Here is an 18,608-nt window from a genome sequence, read left to right on the forward strand (position 1 = left end):
GGTCAGCTCTCCTCCCCCAGCGCCTCGCGGCGGCCGGCCTTCAGGCGGTGCATGACCTCGTTGGCGCCGCGGCCGAAGTAGTCGTGCAGCTCCTGGTACTCGGTGAACAGGCGCTCGTACGCCTGCACGTTCGCCTCGATCGGCTGGTAGACGCCCTTGAGCAGGGAGCCCATGGCCAGCGCGGCGGCCCGGATGTCCGGGTAGGCGCCCGCGGCGACGGCGGCGTGCAGCGCGGAGCCGAGCGCGGGGCCCTGCTCGGAGCCGATGACCGACAGCGGCAGGTTGGTGACGTCGGCGTAGATCTGCATGAGCAGCTTGTTGCGCAGCAGGCCGCCCGCGATCACCAGCTCGGTCACCGGGACGCCCGCGTCGGTGAAGGTGTCGACGATGACGCGGGTGCCGAAGGCGGTGGCCTCCAGCAGGGCGCGGTAGGTGTCCTCGGCGCGGGTGGCCAGGGTCTGGCCCACGACGACGCCGGACAGCTCGTGGTCGACCAGGACCGAGCGGTTGCCGCTGTGCCAGTCGAGCGCGACCAGGCCGTGCTGGCCGATCTTCTGCTCGGCGGCCAGCTCGGTGAGCAGCTCGTGGGTGGAGATGCCGCGCTCGCGGGCGGTCTCGTGGTACGAGGCGGGCACCTGGTGCTGGACGAACCAGCCGAAGATGTCGCCGACACCGCTCTGACCGGCCTCGTAGCCCCACAGGCCGGGGACGATGCCGCCCTCGACGACGCCGCACATGCCGGGCACCTCGGCGAGGTGGTCGCCGTTCATGACGTGGCAGGTGGAGGTGCCCATGATGGCGACCATCTGGCCGGGCTCGACGGCCTGCGCGGCGGGCGCGGTGACGTGCGCGTCGACGTTGCCGACGGAGACCGCGATGCCCTCGGTCAGGCCGGTCCAGGCGGCGGCCTGCGCGGACAGGCCGCCCGCGCGGTCGCCGAGCTGGCCGAGGGGGTGGTCCAGCTTGGTGGAGACGAAGTCGGCGAAGCCGGGGTTGAGGGCGGCCAGGAACTCCGGGGACGGGTAGCCGCCGTCCTGGTAGATGCCCTTGTAGCCGGCGGTGCAGGCGTTGCGGACGTACGTGCCGGTGAGCTGCCAGACGATCCAGTCGGCGGCCTCGACCCAGTGGTCGATCGCGGCGTAGACGTCGGGGGCCTCTTCGAGGATCTGCAGGCCCTTGGCGAACTCCCACTCGGAGGAGATCAGGCCGCCGTAGCGGGGCAGCCAGGACTCGCCGCGCTCCTCGGCGAGCCGGTTGATCCGGTCGGCCTGGCCCTGGGCGGCGTGGTGCTTCCAGAGCTTGACGAAGGCGTGCGGGTGGTCGGCGAACTCGGGCAGCTCGCACAGCGGCGTGCCCTGCGCGTTCACCGGGACCATCGTGCAGGCGGTGAAGTCGGTGCCCACGCCGATGACGTCGGCGGCGTCGACGCCCGCGTCCGCGATCGCGGCGGGGATCGCGTTGCGCAGGACGTCGACGTAGTCCTGCGGGACCTGGAGGGCCCACTCGGGGGGCAGCGCCCGTCCACCGGGGGTGGTCCGGTCGAGCACACCGTGCCGGTATTCGTGCACCGCGGTGCCGAGCTCGGCGCCATCGCTGACCCGGACCACGACGGCGCGGCCGGACAGCGTGCCGAAATCGACTCCCACGACCAGGGGATCATTCGCCATGAGCGAGGAGTGTTATCGCTAACATTCGGCCCGTCAAGACCCCGGTGCAACGTGGACTTAACCGTGATGTGAACGCGCACGGCTGCGGAGGGCACACGAGTAACCCGCGCGTTACCCGGCGCGGTTGGTCCTGGACAGGGGGCGTGTGACACACGCTACTCCCCCAGGGCTACAACTTGGTCACGCTGGGTACCGAAACGGGCGACGGTTGGGTCGGAAGCGTCACCGATGTGGGGTGACGTGATCACTTCCAGGCACAGGTTCCCCGCCGGGTGGAGGTAGAAACCCTCGGATGGGGGACGACTGGATGGGTGGTGGGACGGCCGAACGGGGTAGGGGCGACTGGGGTGTGGACGCGGGAGGCGGGCGCGGGATGTGGACGCGGATGGCGGGACGCGGGAGGCGGGAGGCGGACGCGGACGGCGGGAAGCGGGAGGCGGACCGCGGGAGGCGGGCGCGGGATGTGGGAGGCGGGCGCGGGAGGCGGGCGCGGAACACGAACGACGGGGACAGGCAGGGGCGGGCGGAGGATGACGGGCGGAGGGACGCACTTGAACGCCGTACCGCACGGAGTCGGGCAGCGCCGGGCGGGCAACGCAGGCGGGCAGAGCTGGGCGAACAACGTGAGGCCGGGCAGAGCTGGGCCGGGTAGCGCAAGGCCGGGCAGCACGAAGCCGGGCGGGCAGCACGAGGTCGGACTGAAGCCGGGACGGCGTACACCCAGCCGATGAACCGACCCGCCGGTTCAAGTCCCCGCCACACCGGGCGACGCGGTTCAACTCCCCCGCAGCCGGGACGACGCGGTTCAACTCCCCCGTAGCGCGGGCGACAACAGCGGCGGGGTTCAACTCACCCGTGGTGCGGGCGACGGCAGTGGCGGGGTTCAACTCCCCCAGGCACTCGGTCGCGCAGTTCAACTCTCCCCCAGCGGGGACAGCGAGAGCAGCGGGGTTCAAATCCCCCGGAGACCCGGTCGCGCGGTTCAAATCCCCCCGGCGGGGACAGCGGGAGCGGTCGGGTTCAACTCCCCCGCACATCAGGCCGCACGGTTCACATCCCCCGCCCGGCCACCGCGTCCAACGCCTCGCCGCCCTTCACGTCCCAAGCGCCTCACCCCGAGGCCTCTCACGCCCTAGGCGGCGCACACCCCAGACCTCCCACCCCGATGCAGTTCAGCCCCCAAGGCCCCGCGCAGTCGAGGCGCCCCCGAGGCCCCTCACCCCAAGGCAACTCACCCCAAGGCGGCCCACCCCAGCCCCCTCACCCCCGAGGTGGCGCGACGCTGTCGCGGAGCACCAGGCTCGGGGCGATCGTGCGCCTCGGCTCGCCCAGTTCCGTCCCCGCCACCTGCGCCAGCAGCAGCCCCAGCGTCTCCCGCGCCACCGCGTCGAAGTCCGGTCGCACGGTCGTCAGCGGCGGGATGAAGAACGCCGCCTCCGGCACGTCGTCGAACCCCACCAGGCTCACGTCGTCCGGCACCCGCCTGCCGCGCTCGCTCATCGCCCGCAGGATGCCCAGCGCCAGGTGGTCGTTCGCCGCGAAGATCGCCGTCACCTCCGGCATCCGCGCCAGCATCAGCCCGGCCCGGTACCCGGACGCCGCGCTCCAGTCCGCCGCCACCACCGGCGGCACCTCGGCGCCCGCCTCCTCCAGCGCCCGGCGCCACCCGCGCACCCGGCCCTCGCTGTCGTACCAGTCCGGCGGGCCCGACACGTGCCACACCGTCTGGTGCCCGTGGTCCAGCAGGTGCCGCACGGCGGCCAGCGCGCCCGCCTCCTGGTCGACCGTCACCAGCGCCGAGGCCCGCTCCGGATCGCCGTCGACCGCGACCAGCGGCACGCCGTCCGGCACGTCGGCGAGCGCCTCGCTCGCCGAGTCGGTCGGCGCGATGACGACTATGCCCGCGACCCGCTGGTCCCGGTGCCGCTCGATGGCCTCGGAGATCGACGCCCGGTCCAGGCTCTTGACCAGCCCGACGCTGACCGCGAAGCCCGCCTCCGCCGCCGCCTGCTCGACCGCCGCCAGCAACCACGCGGGCCCGTACAGGGTGGAGTTCTGCGCGACCACCCCGATGACCTGCGAGCGCCCGGTGACCAGGGCGCGGGCCGCGCGGTTGGGCCGGTAGCCCAGCTCCGCGATCGCGGCCCGCACCCGCAGCCTGGTCTGCTCGCGGACGTTGGGGTGGCCGTTCAGCACGCGCGACACGGTCTGGTGGGACACGCCCGCCAGCTTCGCGACGTCCGTCATCGCGGGATCGCGCGTGGTCCTGTTGTCCACTCCTGCCCCACCTTCAACTCAGCTGATCAAGCAACTCAGCCAATCGGCCGGGAAGCCACAAGTGTTAGCGATAACAACGGTCTACCACCGTAGGAGCCGTCACCGTCCATTGTCCACCGTTCGGACACCCCGTTCCGACATTCGGCCGCGCTCCGCCGCGTCGCGGATGCGCGCCCGATCCGGGTGCTCCCGCGTCAACCGGTGCACGTGCCGCAGGAACGCGCCCCGGTCCGGGAACGGCGCGGCTTCCCACACCCGGTCCAGGAAACCGTTCTCGTTGGGCACCCCTGAATCCACCCCGCCGAACGCGATCACCGGTTCCACCCGGCGGAAGTAGGAGTGGAACGGATCGGCCGTGCCCTCGTGGAACGGCGCGAACTCGATCCCGCCGATGGTGAAGTGCAGCGGTTTCCCGGAAATCGGGCCGAGCGCGCGTGAGAGGTCCCCGGACAACGACGCGTGCCGGTGCAGCGCGAGTTCGAGGAATTCCGCTCGCGCGTCGCGGGCGACCAGGTGCACCGGCCCGTAGCCGAGCGCCTGCACCTCCGGCCGGTCCGGCGTCGGTTCGGCCACCAGGCGGAACGGCGTGCGCAGTCGCAGCACGTCACCGCGCCGCCACTCGCGCGCCACCGACAGGTAGGAGCCCGCGGCGGGCACCGCGATCGGCCGCCCGTTGAGCGACGCGCTGCTGCCGCGCGCCCACGACGGCACCCGCACCTTGATCGTGAACCGACCGCCCCTCCCGCCGATTCTGAGCGAAGTGCCCTGCTCAAAGGGAAAACCGGTCTCCTGGGTGATCGAGGTCCCGTTCCAGTGCGCGGTCGTCGGCGCGAAGAGGTTCACGTACAACGATTCCGCGTCGTGGAAGTACACCGAGTCCTGGTACTTGGTCGCGCTCTCCAGACCCGTTCCCTCGCAGCACGTGGCGCCCTGCTTGGGCGTGAAGTCCCGCACCGATCCGGGTGCCAGTCCGATGAAGTAGGTCATCAGCGGGACGTCCGCGCTCGGCGAGTCCTGCTTGGAACCGAGGATCTGGTTGAACAGCGCCCGTTCTCCGTACTCCGCGTACTTGACGTCCGGCTCGTGCCGGAACAGCGCGCGGCCGAGCTTGAGCATGTTGTGCGCGCAGCACGTCTCGGCGTTGTCGCCCGCCAGGGTTTCCGCGATCGCGCCGGGCGCGCGCCAGAACTCACCGGTGCTGGTGCCGCCGATCCGGTAGAGCCGCCGCGGCACCACCATGTCCCAGAAGTTCCGCGCCGCGTCGAGGTACCGCCGCTCGCCGGTGGCCTCGTGCAGCCGCACCAGGCCGGTGAAGACGGGGATGTGCTGGTTGGCGTGCAACCCGGTGAGCACGTCCCGGTTCTCCGCGCACGCGTCGATCAGCGAGTCGAGGTCGAACATCCGCGCCAGCGCGAGGTGCTCCGGTTTGCCGGTGCGGGCGTGCAGGTCGACGACGGCCTCGGCGACGCCGCCGAACTCGCCGCTGGAGAAGATCGACCACATCCGCTGCCGCACCTGCGGGGTGAGCCGGGACAGCCTGGAGTGCATCCAGTCGCCCATGCCGTCGGCCAGGTCGAGCGCGCGCGGGTCGCCGATGGCGGTGTGCGCGTCGAGCAGGCCGCGCAGGATCTTGTGCGCGGTGTAGTACGGGGCCCAGACCACCTGGTAGTTCGAGGAGGTCATGGACTCCAGGGTGATGAACTGGGTCTCCGGGTAGGCCGCGAGGAAGCCGGGATGGCTTGGCGCGCCCCAGGTCCGGCGCACGGGCGCGTCCCGGCCGCGCAGGTCGCGCAGCACCGGACCGGCCTCGTCGCACGGGTACGCGGCGACGTCGCCGTCGGCGGGCCGACCTGCCGCGGCGGCGACCTCGTCCGGCGCGAGGACCCGCGACCACACGCTGATCTCGTCGAACGCGCCCGCGAACACCGGGTCGGCGGCGAAGTGCGAGCGGCCGAGCCAGTGGTGCGCGAGGCCGGTGAGCGGGGTGGTGACGGTGGTGCCGCCGACCGGCGCGCCGTCGACGTAGAGGGTGGCCGAGCCGTCGCCGACGGTGAGCGCGAGGTGGCTCCACTCCCCCACCGGCAGCGGGTTCGGCGCGTCGACGCCCTGCTCGCCGCCGGGTCCGGTGGCGGTGATCGCGAAGCGCGGCACGCCGTTCCCGTTGCGGGCGGCCAGGTACAGGTAGCGGGTGTCGTCGTCGCCGAAGTCGAGCACCCGCGCCCAGTTGGAGGCGTGGGTCGGCTTGACCCAGGCGGCGAACGTGAACCGCTCGGTGGGCAGCGCGGGCAGCTCCACGTACTGGTGGCAGCCGCGCTGGTGCTCGACCGCTCCGCCGAACCTCCCCCGCGCGGCGAGGGTTCCGGGTTCGGCGCGCAGGGCGGCGCGGCTGTCGTGCAGCGCGCCGACGATGGTGTCGATCTTGTCGGTGAACACCCGCTCGCCGGTGCTCGCGCCCGCCTGGGCCAGCATCGACAGGAAGTGCCCGGTGTAGTGGCCGCGCAGGTTGCCGTTCGCCTCGCCGTCAAGACCCTCCCAGCCGCCGGGGGCGACCGCGCCGAGGGTGGGCAGGTTGGCGTTGGCCCGGAACACCTGCACCAGGCGGTTGACGTCGTACCCGCGCGCGTGGGCCAGCACCAGCTCGCGCTTGTCGGCGAGCAGGCCGTCGTGCAGCGCGACCTGGTCGAGCCGGAAGGCGTCGAGCGCGGGCCGAGCGGCAGCGGTGGCGCTGGCGGCAGCGGCAGCGGTGGCGTTCGGGGCGCCCCCGGTGGGCGACGCGGGAGCGGCCGAAGCCGCCCCCGCGCCCACCAGCGGCGCCGTCGCCGCGAGGCCTCCCGCGAGCAGGAAACCCCTCCTCGGCAACGGCACCCGGCTCACCCGACCTTGAACGTCGCGCGCTTGCGCGCGTCGGAGTTGCCCGGTTCGGCCACGACGAGCCTGCCGCTGTCGTGCGCGAGGTAGCCCGCCGCGCTGCCGTGCGGTCGCAGCGACACCGCCGTCTTGTCGGCGAGCCCCTCGACCCGGACGAAGCTGGCCGCGCGCCCGTAGGCGTCGGTGTCCTCGTACGGGTCGACCCGGATGGTCGCGCCGTCGACCACCCGCGCGTACCGGTTGGGGTAGTTGACCGACTGGAGCGCGACCGTGCCCGCGCCGAAGAAGCCCGGCACGAAGCGGAACTGCGAGTCGGCGACGGTGCGCACGTTGCCGTCCACCCGCAGCTTGTAGTCGTAGTGCCGCACGAACAGGTTCGGCGCGTCGAGCGGCGACAGGCGGCTGATGGGGCCGCCCTTGCCGACCGGGACGCCGAACGACGGGGTGCCGTCGTCGTTCCAGTGCACCCGCTGCACGCGGGCGTGCCGGTTCGGGTCGAACAGCGGGTCGCCGGTGATGTCCCGGTAGTCGCGGGCGTGGTAGACCATGACGTCCGCGCCGTCGACCGTGGTGAACGAGTTGTGGCCGGGCCCGTACTGGCCGGTCTCGGCGCTGGTGGCGAAGACCGGGGTCTGCGTCTTGGTCCACGAGCGCGCGTCGAGCAGGTTCGCGTTCTCGTCGGCGGTGAGCAGGCCCATGCAGTAGCGGGAGTCGGTGGCGCTGGCCGAGTAGGTGACGAACACCCGGCCGTTGCGGATCAGCACCGCGGCGCCCTCGTTCACCTTGAAGCCCTGGACCTCCCAGCTCAGCGTGGGAACGGCGATCCGGACCGGCGCGGACTTGAGTGCGAGAGGAGAGGCCATCTCGGCGATGTAGAGGTTGCTGTTGGTGGCGATGCCCGGTTCGCTCTGCGCCCACAGGAAGTACCGCTTGCCCCGGTGCTCGAACGTGGTGGCGTCCAGGGTGAAGGTGTCCCAGGCGGTGGTCATCTGACCGCGCAGCACCCAGCCGTCGGCGCGCGGGTCGGCGTTGGCCGATTCGAGGACGTAGGTGCGGATGCGGAACGGCTCGTTCGAGTCGCCCGCCGCGAAGTAGACGTACCACTTGCCGTCGATGCGGTGCAGCTCCGGCGCCCAGATGTAGCCGCCCATCTTGCCGGAGGTCGGCCGCCGCCAGATGGTGCGCTCGCGGGCGGTCGTCAGACCGTCCAACGTGGACGCTCCCCGGATGACGATGCGGTCGTACTCCGGGACCGAACCGGTCAGGTAGTACATGCCGTCGGTGGGCGGGGTGACGAACGGGTCGGCGCGCTGCTCGACCAGCGGGCTGCGGGTGGGCAGCGCGGGCGTGACGTCGATGGCGGCCTGGCCGGGGACGGCCTGCGCCGAGATCCCCTGTGCCGAGATCCCCTGTGCCGAGACCCCCTGCGCGGCAGCGGTTCCCGCCGACTCCTGGGCCGACGCGGTGGTGGCGCCGAGCGCGGGGATCGTGCTCGCGGCGGCGAGCGCCCCTCCGGCGCGCAGCAGTGACCTGCGGTCGAGCGTGCTCACTGACGGCTCCTGTCCTTGATGCGGAGGAAGGTCACGGAGTGCGGCGGGAACGTGTGGGTGAAGGAGTTGGAGACCTTCACCTTCTCCTCGGTGGGCCGGATCGGCTGGGAGAACTCGGTGTTGACGTCATCGGCGTAGCCCTTGAGCACGGTGGCCTTGACCGTGCCGGAGATCTTGGCCTTGGACCCGAAGTCGAGCTTCGTGCGGGCGGCGTTCGCCTGGGCGTTGACCACCTTGACGATCAGCTCGCCGGTCTTGGCGTCGCGGGTGACGACCTGGCGGAACGGCTCGACCACCTTGTCGTCGCTGAACTCGCCCCACTTCACGCCGTCCAGGAACAGCGTCACCTTCCGGCCACGGACCTGCGCCTTCAGCTCGTACTCGCGACCGGTCTCCACCGAGGTCGAGTCGGTGATGACCGCGCTCTTGGCCCCGTTGACGTGCTTCTCGATCGCGGACTGGGTGTTGTTCCAGCCGCCGACGTTCCACCAGTAGTAGTTGCCGGTGTCCTTGACTCCGAAGGCGAGCAGGAAGCCCTCCTTGCCGGACTGCTTGGTGGCCTTGACGGTCACGTCGTAGTCGCGCCAGCTCTTGTCGCCCGCCGTGACGAGGGTGTTCTCGGTGACCGCGTCGGACTGGGCGAACTTCCCGTCCCGCACCGCCCAGCTGCCACCGGACGTCCTGGTCCAGTTCGCGTCCCCGGCGGAGAAGTCGTCGGAGAACAGGGTGGTCCCGTCCGGCGCGGTGACCTTGACGTCGTCGTAGCTGGCGGCGGTCGCCCAGGTGGACAGGCCGATCGCGCCGGTGATCGGCTCCAGCGTGGAAGGTGTTCCGGAGGCGGTGCTGGGCACGACGTGGTCGCCCGTGTTCGTCATGAACAGCTTCTGCACCTCGTAGCTGGGCGAGCCCCACGACGCGTGGTTGTTGAACCAGATCATGTCCGGCTTCCACTGCACGTAGTCCTCGTTGGACAGCAGCGGCGCGTAGGAGGCCATCTTGACCACGTCGGCGTTGCGCTCCAGGCCGGTCATGTAGGCGGCCTCGGAGAGCGCGTTGAACCACTTGTTGTCCCGCGAGGCGTACTCGCCGAGGAACACCTTGGGCCCGTTGCGGTCGTACGAGTCGTACCGGTTGTTGTTCTCCAGGAACCACTCCGGCGCGCGGTAGTAGTGCTCGTCCACCAGCGCGGTGCCCTCGGCGCGGTTCAGCTCCCACAGCCGGTCGAACGTGGCGCCGGAGGAGTCGGGACCGGAGTTGCCGACGATCGTGATCTCCGGGTGCTTCGCCTCGATGACCCGCTTGAACTCGACGAACCTGGCGAAGTACTCGTTCGGCAGGTTCTCCTCGTTGCCGACGGCCAGGTACTTGAGGTTGAACGGCTTGGGGTGGCCCGCCTCGGCGCGCTTGCGGCCCCAGGTGGAGTCGGCGGGACCGTTGGCGTACTCGATGAGGTCGAGCGCGTCCTGGACGTGCCGCTGGAGCAGCTGCGGGTCGTCGGTGGCTCGGTTCTGGCCGCAGCCGGTGACCAGCGCGGGCACCACGGGCAGCGGCGTGGCGCCGATGTCCTCGGAGAACTGGAAGTACTCGTGGTACCCGAGGCCGTAGGACTGGTTGTAGCCCCAGAAGTTCCAGTTGGTGGCGCGGGTCTCGACCGGGCCGACGGTGTCCTTCCACTGGTACGAGCGGCGGCGCTCGAAGTTCGACGCCTGGTCGTAGCCGTAGTGGCTGCCGGTGTTGACCAGGCAGCCGCCGGGGAAGCGGACGAAGCCTGGCTTGAGGTCGGCGATCTTCTGGGCGAGGTCCTTGCGCAGCCCGTGGCCCTTGAAGGTGTCCTGCGGGATGAGCGAGACCATGTCCAGCCGCAGCGTGCCTGCGCCCGCGCCGCCCACGAGCAGCCTGCCGGTGGTGGACGAGGTGCGGGCGCGGAAGGAGCCGGTGTACTCGGCCCACTCGTCACCGCGCACGGTGAGGCTGAGCGACTGGGCGAGGTCCTTGCCCGCCGGGTCGGTCAGCGCGACGGTGAGCTTGGCGCCGGAGGGCTGGTCGGTGCGCGCCCAGACGGAGAAGTCGTAGCGCGCGGACTGCTCGACGTTGACGCCGCTGTTGTACCCGGAGTTGATGACGCCGGAGGGCAGCCCGAGCTTGAGGTAGCGGCGGTTGCGCTCGTTCATGCGGCCGTCGTCGTCGACGACCTGCGGGTCGCCGCCGGTGGGCGCCCACGCGGTCAGGCCGGTGTAGGCCGCGTTGTCGGCGGGGTCGTACTCGAAGGAGCGGTTCTGCACCAGCTCGGCGTACAGGCCGCCGTCGGCGGCGCGGTTGATGTCCTCGTAGAAGACGCCGTACATGGTGTCGTCGATCGTCGCGCCCTTGCCGGACGGGTCGATCGTCATGGTGTAGTCGGCCTCCGCCGCAGCCCCCGTCGCGGGGACGGCGACGAGCAGGCTCGTGGCAAGGGCGACCGCCAGTGCGCGGTTCATCCGGTGGACTCCTCGGCGAGTCGTGGGTCGAGTCGTGGAGCGTCGGTCGGGGTGCGGCGGTGCGGGTGCGGCGGCGGGGTCCGGGGGATCACGGGAACGCCGCGCGCAGCCGGTCCAGCTCGGCCTTGGTGACCGGCAGGACGGTGCCGTGGCGGGGGCGCGCGGGCAGGTGGTAGTCGGTGGACGGGGTCCACCGGCCGGACGCCAGGTCGGTGGTCTCGAACGGCACGTAGCCGCGACCGCCGAACTCGTCGATCAGCAGGTACCAGCGGTCCTCGGTGTTGGACTTGAACACCGTCGGCCCCTCACCGCGCTCGATCGCCCCCTTGCCGATGCAGTCGGCGACGTGCTCGTAGGAGGTGGAGCGCAGCGAGGTGGAGCGCTCGGCGAGGATGAACTTGCTGCACGGCGTGGTGGACGTGTTGTTCCGCTCGTCCTTGGTGAAGCGGTAGTACTGGCCGCCGTGCTCGACGACGGTGGAGTCGATCACCGAGTAGCCGGGGTCCACCCACACCTGCGGCTCGCTGAAGGTGCGGAAGTCGCGGGTGGTGGCGTAGAGCATCCGGTTGTGGGTGTTGCCGGTGTGCTCCGGGTCGTCCTCGGCGTAGAGCTTGGAGGCCCAGAACACCACGTAGGCCCCGATGCTCGGGTCGTAGTAGGCCTCGGGCGCCCAGGTGTTGCCCGCCGTGTCGGGGGCGACGCGCACGTGCCGCTGCTGCGACCAGGTGACGAGGTCGGTGGACTCCCACACCTCGACGTGCTTGCTCCCCTTGCGCTGCACCAGGTCCCAGTTCCCGTTGCCGTGGATCTTGAGGTCGGTGGCGACGAGGTAGAACTTGTCGCCCTCGGGCGAGCGGATGACGAACGGGTCGCGCACGCCGCGATCGCCCTGCGTGGAGGTGAGCACCGGCTGACCGCCGCCCAGCTCGTCCCAGAGCAGCGGGGTGTTCCCGCGCGAGGCGGCGAAGTGCACCTGCTCGCCGGTGGCGGTGCCCTCGCCGGTGAAGTAGCCGAAGAAGTAGCCCTCGTACGCGGCCGGTTCCGGCATCGGGGTGACGGAGAGTGCGAAGTGCCGAAGCTCCGTTCGGCTTCCCGATCCCACGGCGGCGGTGAGCCGGACCTGCCGCGCGGGCTGCCCGTGCGCGGGTCTGGTGACCTCGCCGGTGGGCGTGACGACGGCGGGGGCGCTGGAGGTCCAGGTCACCGTCGTGCCGTGCAGGCCGGTGGTGGGCAGGGTGAGGTTGCCGCGCACGTCGTCGGCGTCCCAGACGGTCAGCGCCCGCGCGGCCTCGGCGACCTTCTCGCGGTCGGTGGGCTGCGGACGGACGGTCACCGCGAACACCCTGACCTGCTTGGCGGAGCCCTTGCCGATGGTGGCCGTGAGCAGCGCCAACGACGGCAGCAGGCCAGCTCGGGGGCGGGTCACCTTGCCGGTGGGCGAGACGGCGCCGGGATTGGTGGAGTGCCAGGAGATCGTGGTGTCGTGCGGGCCTGTGGTGGGGAGGGCGAGGTCCTCGGTGATCAGCGAGGTGTCGCCGAGCTTGAGCGAGGCGCTGTCGCGGCGGACGCGTTCACGGTCGGAGGTGAAGCCGAGCCCGTGCACCTCGTCGGCGCTCAGAGCCCTGTCGTACAGCCGGAAGTCGCGCACCTCGCCCTTGAGGCGGTGGTCGCCGGGGTAGACCGATCGGCCGATGTGGTTGGCCTTCGTGGACCCGCCGCCGATGTCGCCGGGGCGGATCGTCACGTCGGTGCGCCTGCCCACCTCCACGCCGTCCTCGTAGAGCACGGCGGTGCTCCCGGTCTGGGTGTAGGTGAGCGTCTTCCACACGTCGCGCCGCAGGTCGCGGCCCGAGGTGGTGGTCTGCTCGGTGGACCAGTTCCCGGTGGCGATCGAGCTGCGGTAGGCGTTGCCGGTGGTGAACAGGTAGCCGTCGCCTGCGCTGCCGTTCGTGTTCCCGATGCCCCAGACGAAGTAGGGCGTGGCCTGGTCGGGCGCGATGCGGACCTGGATGGAGGCGGTGACCGAGTCGAGGCCGCGCAGCAGGTCGTCGGGCAGGTCGACGTGGCCGTCGACGCCGCCGAGGCGGAGGCCGTTCGCGCCGCCGGGGACGGCGTCTCCGCTGATCACGGCGTCGCGGCGGGAGGGTGAGGCGTCGTGCGCGGTGGTCCCGGAGGACTCGGTGAGCGGGTAGTGGGCGATCAGGCCGCCGGGCCCCGAGGTGGCCGCCGAGGCGACCGCCGGGGTGACCGTCGGGATGACCGGGGCGAGCGGCACGAGGGCGAGCGCCAACACCGCTGCGAGGGGACGGGGACGGGGCAGAACGGGAGCCATGGGCATCGCTCTCGTCGTGCGCGGCAGAGGTGGCCGCGCGTCGTGAACAGGTACGTCCGGGTGTTGACGTGCGCTGAGTCACAAAAGTGAGCGCTAACATAGGTCGCCCTCAACCTGCGTGTCAAGCGTGCAACATCAAGGTTTCTGGGGGGTTGACGGACCGTATGTGAGCGTTCACTCTTGTCCACCAGGTGACCGAGGTGACCCTGGTCACGCGGTCCCGCCGTCCGCGAGTTCACCGTGGTTCACGTGGAGGATGCCCGTGCTGAAGAAGATCACCGCCGCCGCGTGCGCCGCCTTGATCGGCGCCCTCAGCCTCACCGCCTGCGGGTCGTCCGGTTCCGGCGACTCCGGCTCCTCCGGGGGCGGCGGGGACGACAAGATCACGATGGGGTTCGCCCAGGTCGGCGCCGAGAGCGGGTGGCGCACCGCGAACACCAAGTCCGTGCAGGAGGCCGCCGCCGCGGCGGGTGTCGACCTGAAGTTCTCCGACGCGCAGCAGAAGCAGGAGAACCAGCTCAAGGCGATCCGGTCGTACATCCAGCAGAAGGTCGACGTCATCGCCTTCAGCCCGGTGGTCGAGACCGGCTGGGACACCGTGCTGCTGGAGGCCCAGCGCGCCAACATCCCGGTGATCCTCACCGACCGCGCGGTCGACTCCGACGACACCTCGCTGTACAAGACCTTCCTCGGCTCGGACTTCGTCGAGGAGGGCCGCAAGGCCGGTGACTGGCTGGTGGCGAACGTGCAGGGCGAGGTGAACGTCGCGGAGCTCCAGGGCACCACCGGCGCCGCGCCCGCCATCGACCGCAAGGCCGGGTTCGAGGAGAAGATCGCGGGCAAGTCGAACATCAAGGTCGTGGCCTCGCAGACCGGTGACTTCACCCGGTCCGGCGGCAAGCAGGTCATGGAGGCGTTCCTCAAGTCCAACCCGGAGATCAACGTCGTCTACGCGCACAACGACGACATGGGCCTGGGCGCCATCGAGGCCATCAAGGCCGCGGGCAAGGTGCCGGGCGAGGACATCAAGATCATCACGGTGGACGCCGTCAAGGACGGCATGACCGCGCTGGCGAACGGCGAGATCAACTTCATCGTGGAGTGCAACCCGCTGCTGGGCGAGCAGCTGATGGACCTGGCCAAGAAGGTCGTCGCGGGCGAGGAGATCCCGGCCCGCGTGGTGACCGAGGAGACCACGTTCACCAGCGAGCAGGCCAAGGCCGCGCTGCCCGACCGCAAGTACTGATCCGCACCGCGCGGCGGCTCGACGGCGGGCCGCCGCGCTTCCGGGCGCCGCGCCCGGCGCGCGCACAGCCGCGAGCGCGGCCGAGCCGCCCCGGTCCCCGCGACCGGGGCGGCTCCCCCCGAGCCGCGGTCCCCGCCATCCTCCGGGTGTGGTGGCGGGGACCGCGCCCACTTCTCCCCCAGCGGTGGAGGCTGACCACATGACCGGACCGGTCGTCGACATGCGCGGGATCTCGGTCGAGTTCCCCGGTGTGAAGGCGTTGCAGGAGGTGGACTTCCGGCTGCTGCCCGGCGAGGTCCACGCGCTGATGGGCGAGAACGGGGCTGGGAAGTCCACCCTGATCAAGGCGTTGACCGGCGTGCACCCGCTGGCGGCCGGGGAGATCACCCTCGGCGGGGAGGGGGTCTCGTTCAGCGGACCCGCCCAGGCCCAGGACGCCGGGATCAGCACCGTGTACCAGGAGGTCGCGCTGTGCGCGAACCTCACCGTGGCCGAGAACATCCTGCTGGGGCGCGAACCCCGCCGGTTCGGCGCGATCGACGGGCGCGCGATGCGCGCGCGGGCGCGGGAGCTGCTCGCCCGCATCGGGCTCGACATCGATCCCAAGTCGGTGCTGGCCAGCCACCCCATCGCGGTGCGGCAGCTGGTCGCGATCGCCCGCGCGGTCGCCGTGGACGCGCGGGTGCTGGTGCTGGACGAGCCGACCTCCAGCCTGGACGCCGACGAGGTCGCCGAGCTGTTCCGCATCGTGCGGGTGCTGCGCGACGAGGGCGTCGCGGTGCTGTTCGTGTCGCACTTCCTGGAGCAGGTCTACGAGATCTCCGACCGGATGACGGTGCTGCGCAACGGTCGGGTGGTCGGCGAGTGGAAGACCGCGGAGCTGAGCCGGATCGACCTGGTGACCGCGATGCTCGGACGTGAGCTGGGCGTGCTGGAGGAGATCGAGCACCGGGCGGACAAGGGCCGCAGCGGCGGCGCGCTGCTGGTGGCGGAGGGCTTGGGGCGCAAGGGCGCCATCGAGCCGTTCGACCTGGAGGTGCACGCGGGCGAGGTGGTCGGGCTGGCCGGGCTGCTCGGGTCGGGGCGCACCGAGCTGGCGCGGTTGCTGTTCGGGGCGGACAAGGCCGACTCGGGGACGATCGTGTTCGGCGGGAAGCCGTTGCGGCTCAGCGGTCCCAGCGGGGGTCCCCGAGGGGCGATCGCGGCCGGGATCGCGTTCTCCTCCGAGGACCGCAAGGGCGAGGGGGTCGTCGCGGACCTGAGCATCCGGGACAACCTGATCCTGGCGGTGCAGGCCGCGCGCGGCTGGGCCAGGCCCGTGCCGCGCAAGCAGGCCGACGAGCTGGTGGCGAAGTACCTGGCGATGCTGGACATCCGGCCCGCCAACCCGGACGCGCTGGTCGGCACGCTCTCCGGCGGCAACCAGCAGAAGGTGCTGCTGGCGCGGTGGCTGGTGACCGAGCCGAAGCTGCTGATCCTGGACGAGCCGACCAGGGGCATCGACGTCGGCGCGAAGGCGCAGATCCAGAAGCTGGTGGCGGAGCTGTCCGCCGAGGGCATGGCGGTGCTGTTCATCTCCGCGGAACTGGAGGAAGTCGTGCGCGTCTCCGACCGCGTGGTCGTGCTGCGCGACCGGCGCAAGGTCGCCGAGCTGTCCGGGGTCGACCTGGGCGTGGACGAGGTGGTCGAGCTGATCGCCGCCACCCCGGACAACCGGGTCGCGTCGTGAACCGGCGGTTGCTGTGGCCGCTGCTGGCGCTGGCCGCGCTGCTGCTGCTGAACCTGGTGGTGAGCCCGTCGTTCTTCGCGCTGCGGCTCCAGGACGGGCACCTGTTCGGCAGCCTGGTGGACGTGCTGCGCAACGGCGCGCCCACGCTGCTGATCGCGCTCGGCATGACGCTGGTGATCGCCACCAGGGGCATCGACCTGTCGGTCGGCGCGGTCGCGGCGATCGCGGGCGCGGTGACCTGCACGCACATCGCCGGTGGTGGTGGGGCGGTCAGCGGGATGCTGCTGGCGCTGGTGCTGTGCGCGGTGCTGGGGCTGTGGAACGGGTTCCTGGTGTCGGTGCTGGGGATTCAGCCGATCATCGCGACGCTGGTGCTGATGACGGCGGGTCGGGGCATCGCGATGCTGGTGACCGAGGGGCAGATCATCACCGTCGACGACCCGGCGTTCCGGGAGATCGGCACGGGGTTCTTGTTCTTGCCGATCTCGATCCTGATCAGCCTGGCCGCGCTGGCCGCGACCGCTCTGGTGACCCGCCGGACGGCGCTGGGGTTGTTGATCGAGTCGGTGGGGGTGAACCCGGAGGCCAGCAGGCTGGCCGGGGTGCGCGCCCGCACGATCATCTGGACGGTGTACGTCTTCGCGGCGGTGTGCGCGTGCGTGGCCGGGTTGATGATCAGCTCGAACGTGAGCGCGGCGGACGCGAACAACGCGGGGCTGTGGATCGAGATGGACGCGATCCTGGCGGTGGTGATCGGCGGGACCTCGTTGGCGGGCGGGCGGTACTCGTTGACCGGGACGCTGCTGGGCGCGCTGGTGATCCAGACGCTCACCACGACGGTCTACGCGATCGGCGTTCCGCCTGAGGTGACGCTGGTGTTCAAGGCGATCGTGGTGATCGCGGTGTGCCTGCTCCAGGCGCCCGCGCTCAGCCGGGTGTTCGCGCGACGTGAGGCGGTGGCGGCATGACGACCGTTCTGGAGCCGCAGCTCCCCGTGAAGGCCGGGCCGAGGGCGCCGTCGCGGTTCTTGCCGGTGATCGCGACGTTCGTGGTGTTCGTGCTGACGTTCGGGGCCGGGTCGGTGGCCTACGAGGGGTTCGCCAGCGGGCAGGTGGTGGCGAACCTGTTCATCGACAACGCGTTCCTGATCGTGCTGGCGGTCGGGATGACGTTCGTGATCCTGACCGGCGGGATCGACCTGTCGGTCGGGTCGGTGATCGCGCTGTCGACGATGATCGCGGCGGCGGGGTTGCGGGCCGGGTGGCCGGTGGTGGTGGTCGTGGTGGCGGTGCTGGCCAGTGGGTCGTTGTTGGGGTTCCTGATGGGGGTGGTGATCCACAAGTTCGGGGTGCAGCCGTTCATCGTGACGCTGGCGGGGATGTTCCTGGCGCGCGGGTTGTGCTTCGTGATCAGCGTGGAGTCGATTTCCATCAAGGACAAGGGGTTTCGGTCGTTGGCCACGGCGACGATCGAGCTTCCGGGTGGGGTGACGATCACGCCGCCGGTGGTGATCGCGTTGGTGGTGGTGGCGGTGGCCGCGTACGTGCTGCACCTGACGCGGTTCGGGCGGACGGTGTACGCGGTTGGCGGGAGTGAGGCCTCGGCTCGGCTGATGGGGTTGCGGACCGGGCGGGTCAAGGTCGGGGTTTACGTGATCAGCGGGTTCTGCTCTTCGTTGGCGGGGTTGTTGTTCGCGTTGTACATGCTGTCGGGGTACAGCCTGCACGGGGTTGGGATGGAGTTGGACGCCATCGCGGCTGTGGTGGTGGGCGGGAGTTTGTTGTCGGGCGGGGTCGGGTTCGTGGTCGGGTCGGTGGCCGGGGTGCTGGTGCTCGGGACCGTGCAGACGTTGATCTCGTTCCAGGGGACGTTGAGCTCGTGGTGGACGAAGATCGTGATCGGTGGGTTGTTGTTGGCGTTCATCGTGTTGCAGCGGTTGATCGTGCGGCGGTCTGGGGGGTAGGGGTTTGGGGGGTGGGGGGGAGAGAGGAAGAGCTGAAAGTCAAAAGCTGAAGGGCTCGCCTCGCCGGCGGGGCAGGCCTCCAAAAAAGAGGGGGACGAGCTCTGTCGGCCGGTGACCGTTAGTGCTCGGTGCCGGTTTACGGCGAACTACTGCGGTGGTCCGGGTCCCTCTTCTCCGTTTGGCCTCCTTTCAGGCAAGCACACTCGAGGTGATCTCAGTGAGGTGTCTGGTCGGTGTTCCAGTTGTGTTCGTAGTGGGTGCAGGTCAGTGCGGCGGCGACGATGAGGGTGAGTTTTCGTGGGCTGGCGGTGGTGTGGCGCAACGCCTTCCACCGTCCGACCAGTAGCGCGAACCCACGCTCGCCTCGACCTCTCAGACCACGCAGGAGCAGGTCGTGGGTCTTCTGGTCCGCATTCAGTTCGGGTTCGGCCCAGCGTTTGCGCGGGGTGCGGTTCGGGGTGACCACCCCGTGCCCCGCGTTGAGATAGCCCTGGTCTGC

General features: G+C 70.8%; 10 protein-coding genes and 1 pseudogene. 4 read left to right on the top strand and 7 right to left on the bottom strand.

Annotated elements, in window-relative coordinates; genetic code table 11:
* Nucleotides 1–2 precede the first annotated feature (2 nt).
* The 6 genes from araB to LV78_RS36160 all read right to left on the bottom strand — a co-directional run bounded on the left by araB (nt 3) and on the right by LV78_RS36160 (nt 13,171).
* On the bottom strand, nt 3–1,667 hold the full coding sequence (araB, locus tag LV78_RS36135; RefSeq protein ID WP_253850601.1) for a ribulokinase: 1,665 nt from the start codon (nt 1,665–1,667) through the stop codon (nt 3–5).
* A 1,260-nt stretch (nt 1,668–2,927) separates the two neighbouring features.
* On the bottom strand, nt 2,928–3,944 hold the full coding sequence (locus LV78_RS36140; RefSeq protein ID WP_253850602.1) for a LacI family DNA-binding transcriptional regulator: 1,017 nt from the start codon (nt 3,942–3,944) through the stop codon (nt 2,928–2,930).
* A gap of 99 nt (nt 3,945–4,043) precedes the next feature.
* On the bottom strand, nt 4,044–6,809 hold the full coding sequence (locus LV78_RS36145; protein ID WP_253850603.1) for a beta-L-arabinofuranosidase domain-containing protein: 2,766 nt from the start codon (nt 6,807–6,809) through the stop codon (nt 4,044–4,046).
* Nucleotides 6,810–6,814: 5 nt separating this feature from the next.
* A complete protein-coding gene (locus LV78_RS36150) occupies nt 6,815–8,362 on the bottom strand; it encodes a family 43 glycosylhydrolase (protein ID WP_253850604.1) in 1,548 nt (515 codons plus the stop codon).
* The gene (locus LV78_RS36155; RefSeq protein WP_253850605.1) at nt 8,359–10,839 is read right to left on the bottom strand and encodes an alpha-L-arabinofuranosidase family protein; all 2,481 of its coding nucleotides are present in this window, start codon (nt 10,837–10,839) and stop codon (nt 8,359–8,361) included. The genes LV78_RS36150 and LV78_RS36155 overlap by 4 nt, the downstream gene beginning before the upstream one ends.
* Nucleotides 10,840–10,927: 88 nt before the next feature.
* Complete coding sequence (locus LV78_RS36160) at nt 10,928–13,171, bottom strand: immunoglobulin-like domain-containing protein (RefSeq protein ID WP_253850606.1); 2,244 nt, start codon at nt 13,169–13,171, stop codon at nt 10,928–10,930.
* Nucleotides 13,172–13,433: 262 nt separating this feature from the next.
* Between LV78_RS36160 and LV78_RS36165 the strand changes: the two genes are divergently transcribed.
* From LV78_RS36165 to yjfF, 4 genes are all read left to right on the top strand, one after another.
* Nucleotides 13,434–14,417: an ABC transporter substrate-binding protein gene (locus tag LV78_RS36165; protein WP_253850607.1), complete on the top strand. Its 984-nt coding sequence runs from the start codon at nt 13,434–13,436 to the stop codon at nt 14,415–14,417.
* A 199-nt stretch (nt 14,418–14,616) separates the two neighbouring features.
* Nucleotides 14,617–16,146 (top strand): sugar ABC transporter ATP-binding protein, encoded by a 1,530-nt coding sequence (locus LV78_RS36170; RefSeq protein WP_253850608.1) that lies wholly within the window; start codon nt 14,617–14,619, stop codon nt 16,144–16,146.
* Nucleotides 16,143–17,114 carry an ABC transporter permease gene (locus LV78_RS36175; RefSeq protein ID WP_253850609.1) on the top strand — a complete coding sequence of 324 codons (972 nt, stop codon included), beginning with the start codon at nt 16,143–16,145 and terminating at the stop codon, nt 17,112–17,114. Before LV78_RS36170 ends, LV78_RS36175 begins: the two co-directional genes overlap by 4 nt.
* Nucleotides 17,111–18,109 carry a galactofuranose ABC transporter, permease protein YjfF gene (gene yjfF, locus LV78_RS36180; RefSeq protein ID WP_253850610.1) on the top strand — a complete coding sequence of 333 codons (999 nt, stop codon included), beginning with the start codon at nt 17,111–17,113 and terminating at the stop codon, nt 18,107–18,109. Before LV78_RS36175 ends, yjfF begins: the two co-directional genes overlap by 4 nt.
* 214 nt (nt 18,110–18,323) lie before the next feature.
* Here the strand turns inward: yjfF and LV78_RS36185 are convergent.
* A pseudogene (locus LV78_RS36185) lies at nt 18,324–18,608 on the bottom strand (hypothetical protein); the annotation flags it as partial.

It is taken from the genome of Actinosynnema pretiosum, from assembly GCF_024171695.1.
In the GTDB taxonomy this organism is placed as follows: domain Bacteria; phylum Actinomycetota; class Actinomycetes; order Mycobacteriales; family Pseudonocardiaceae; genus Actinosynnema; species Actinosynnema pretiosum.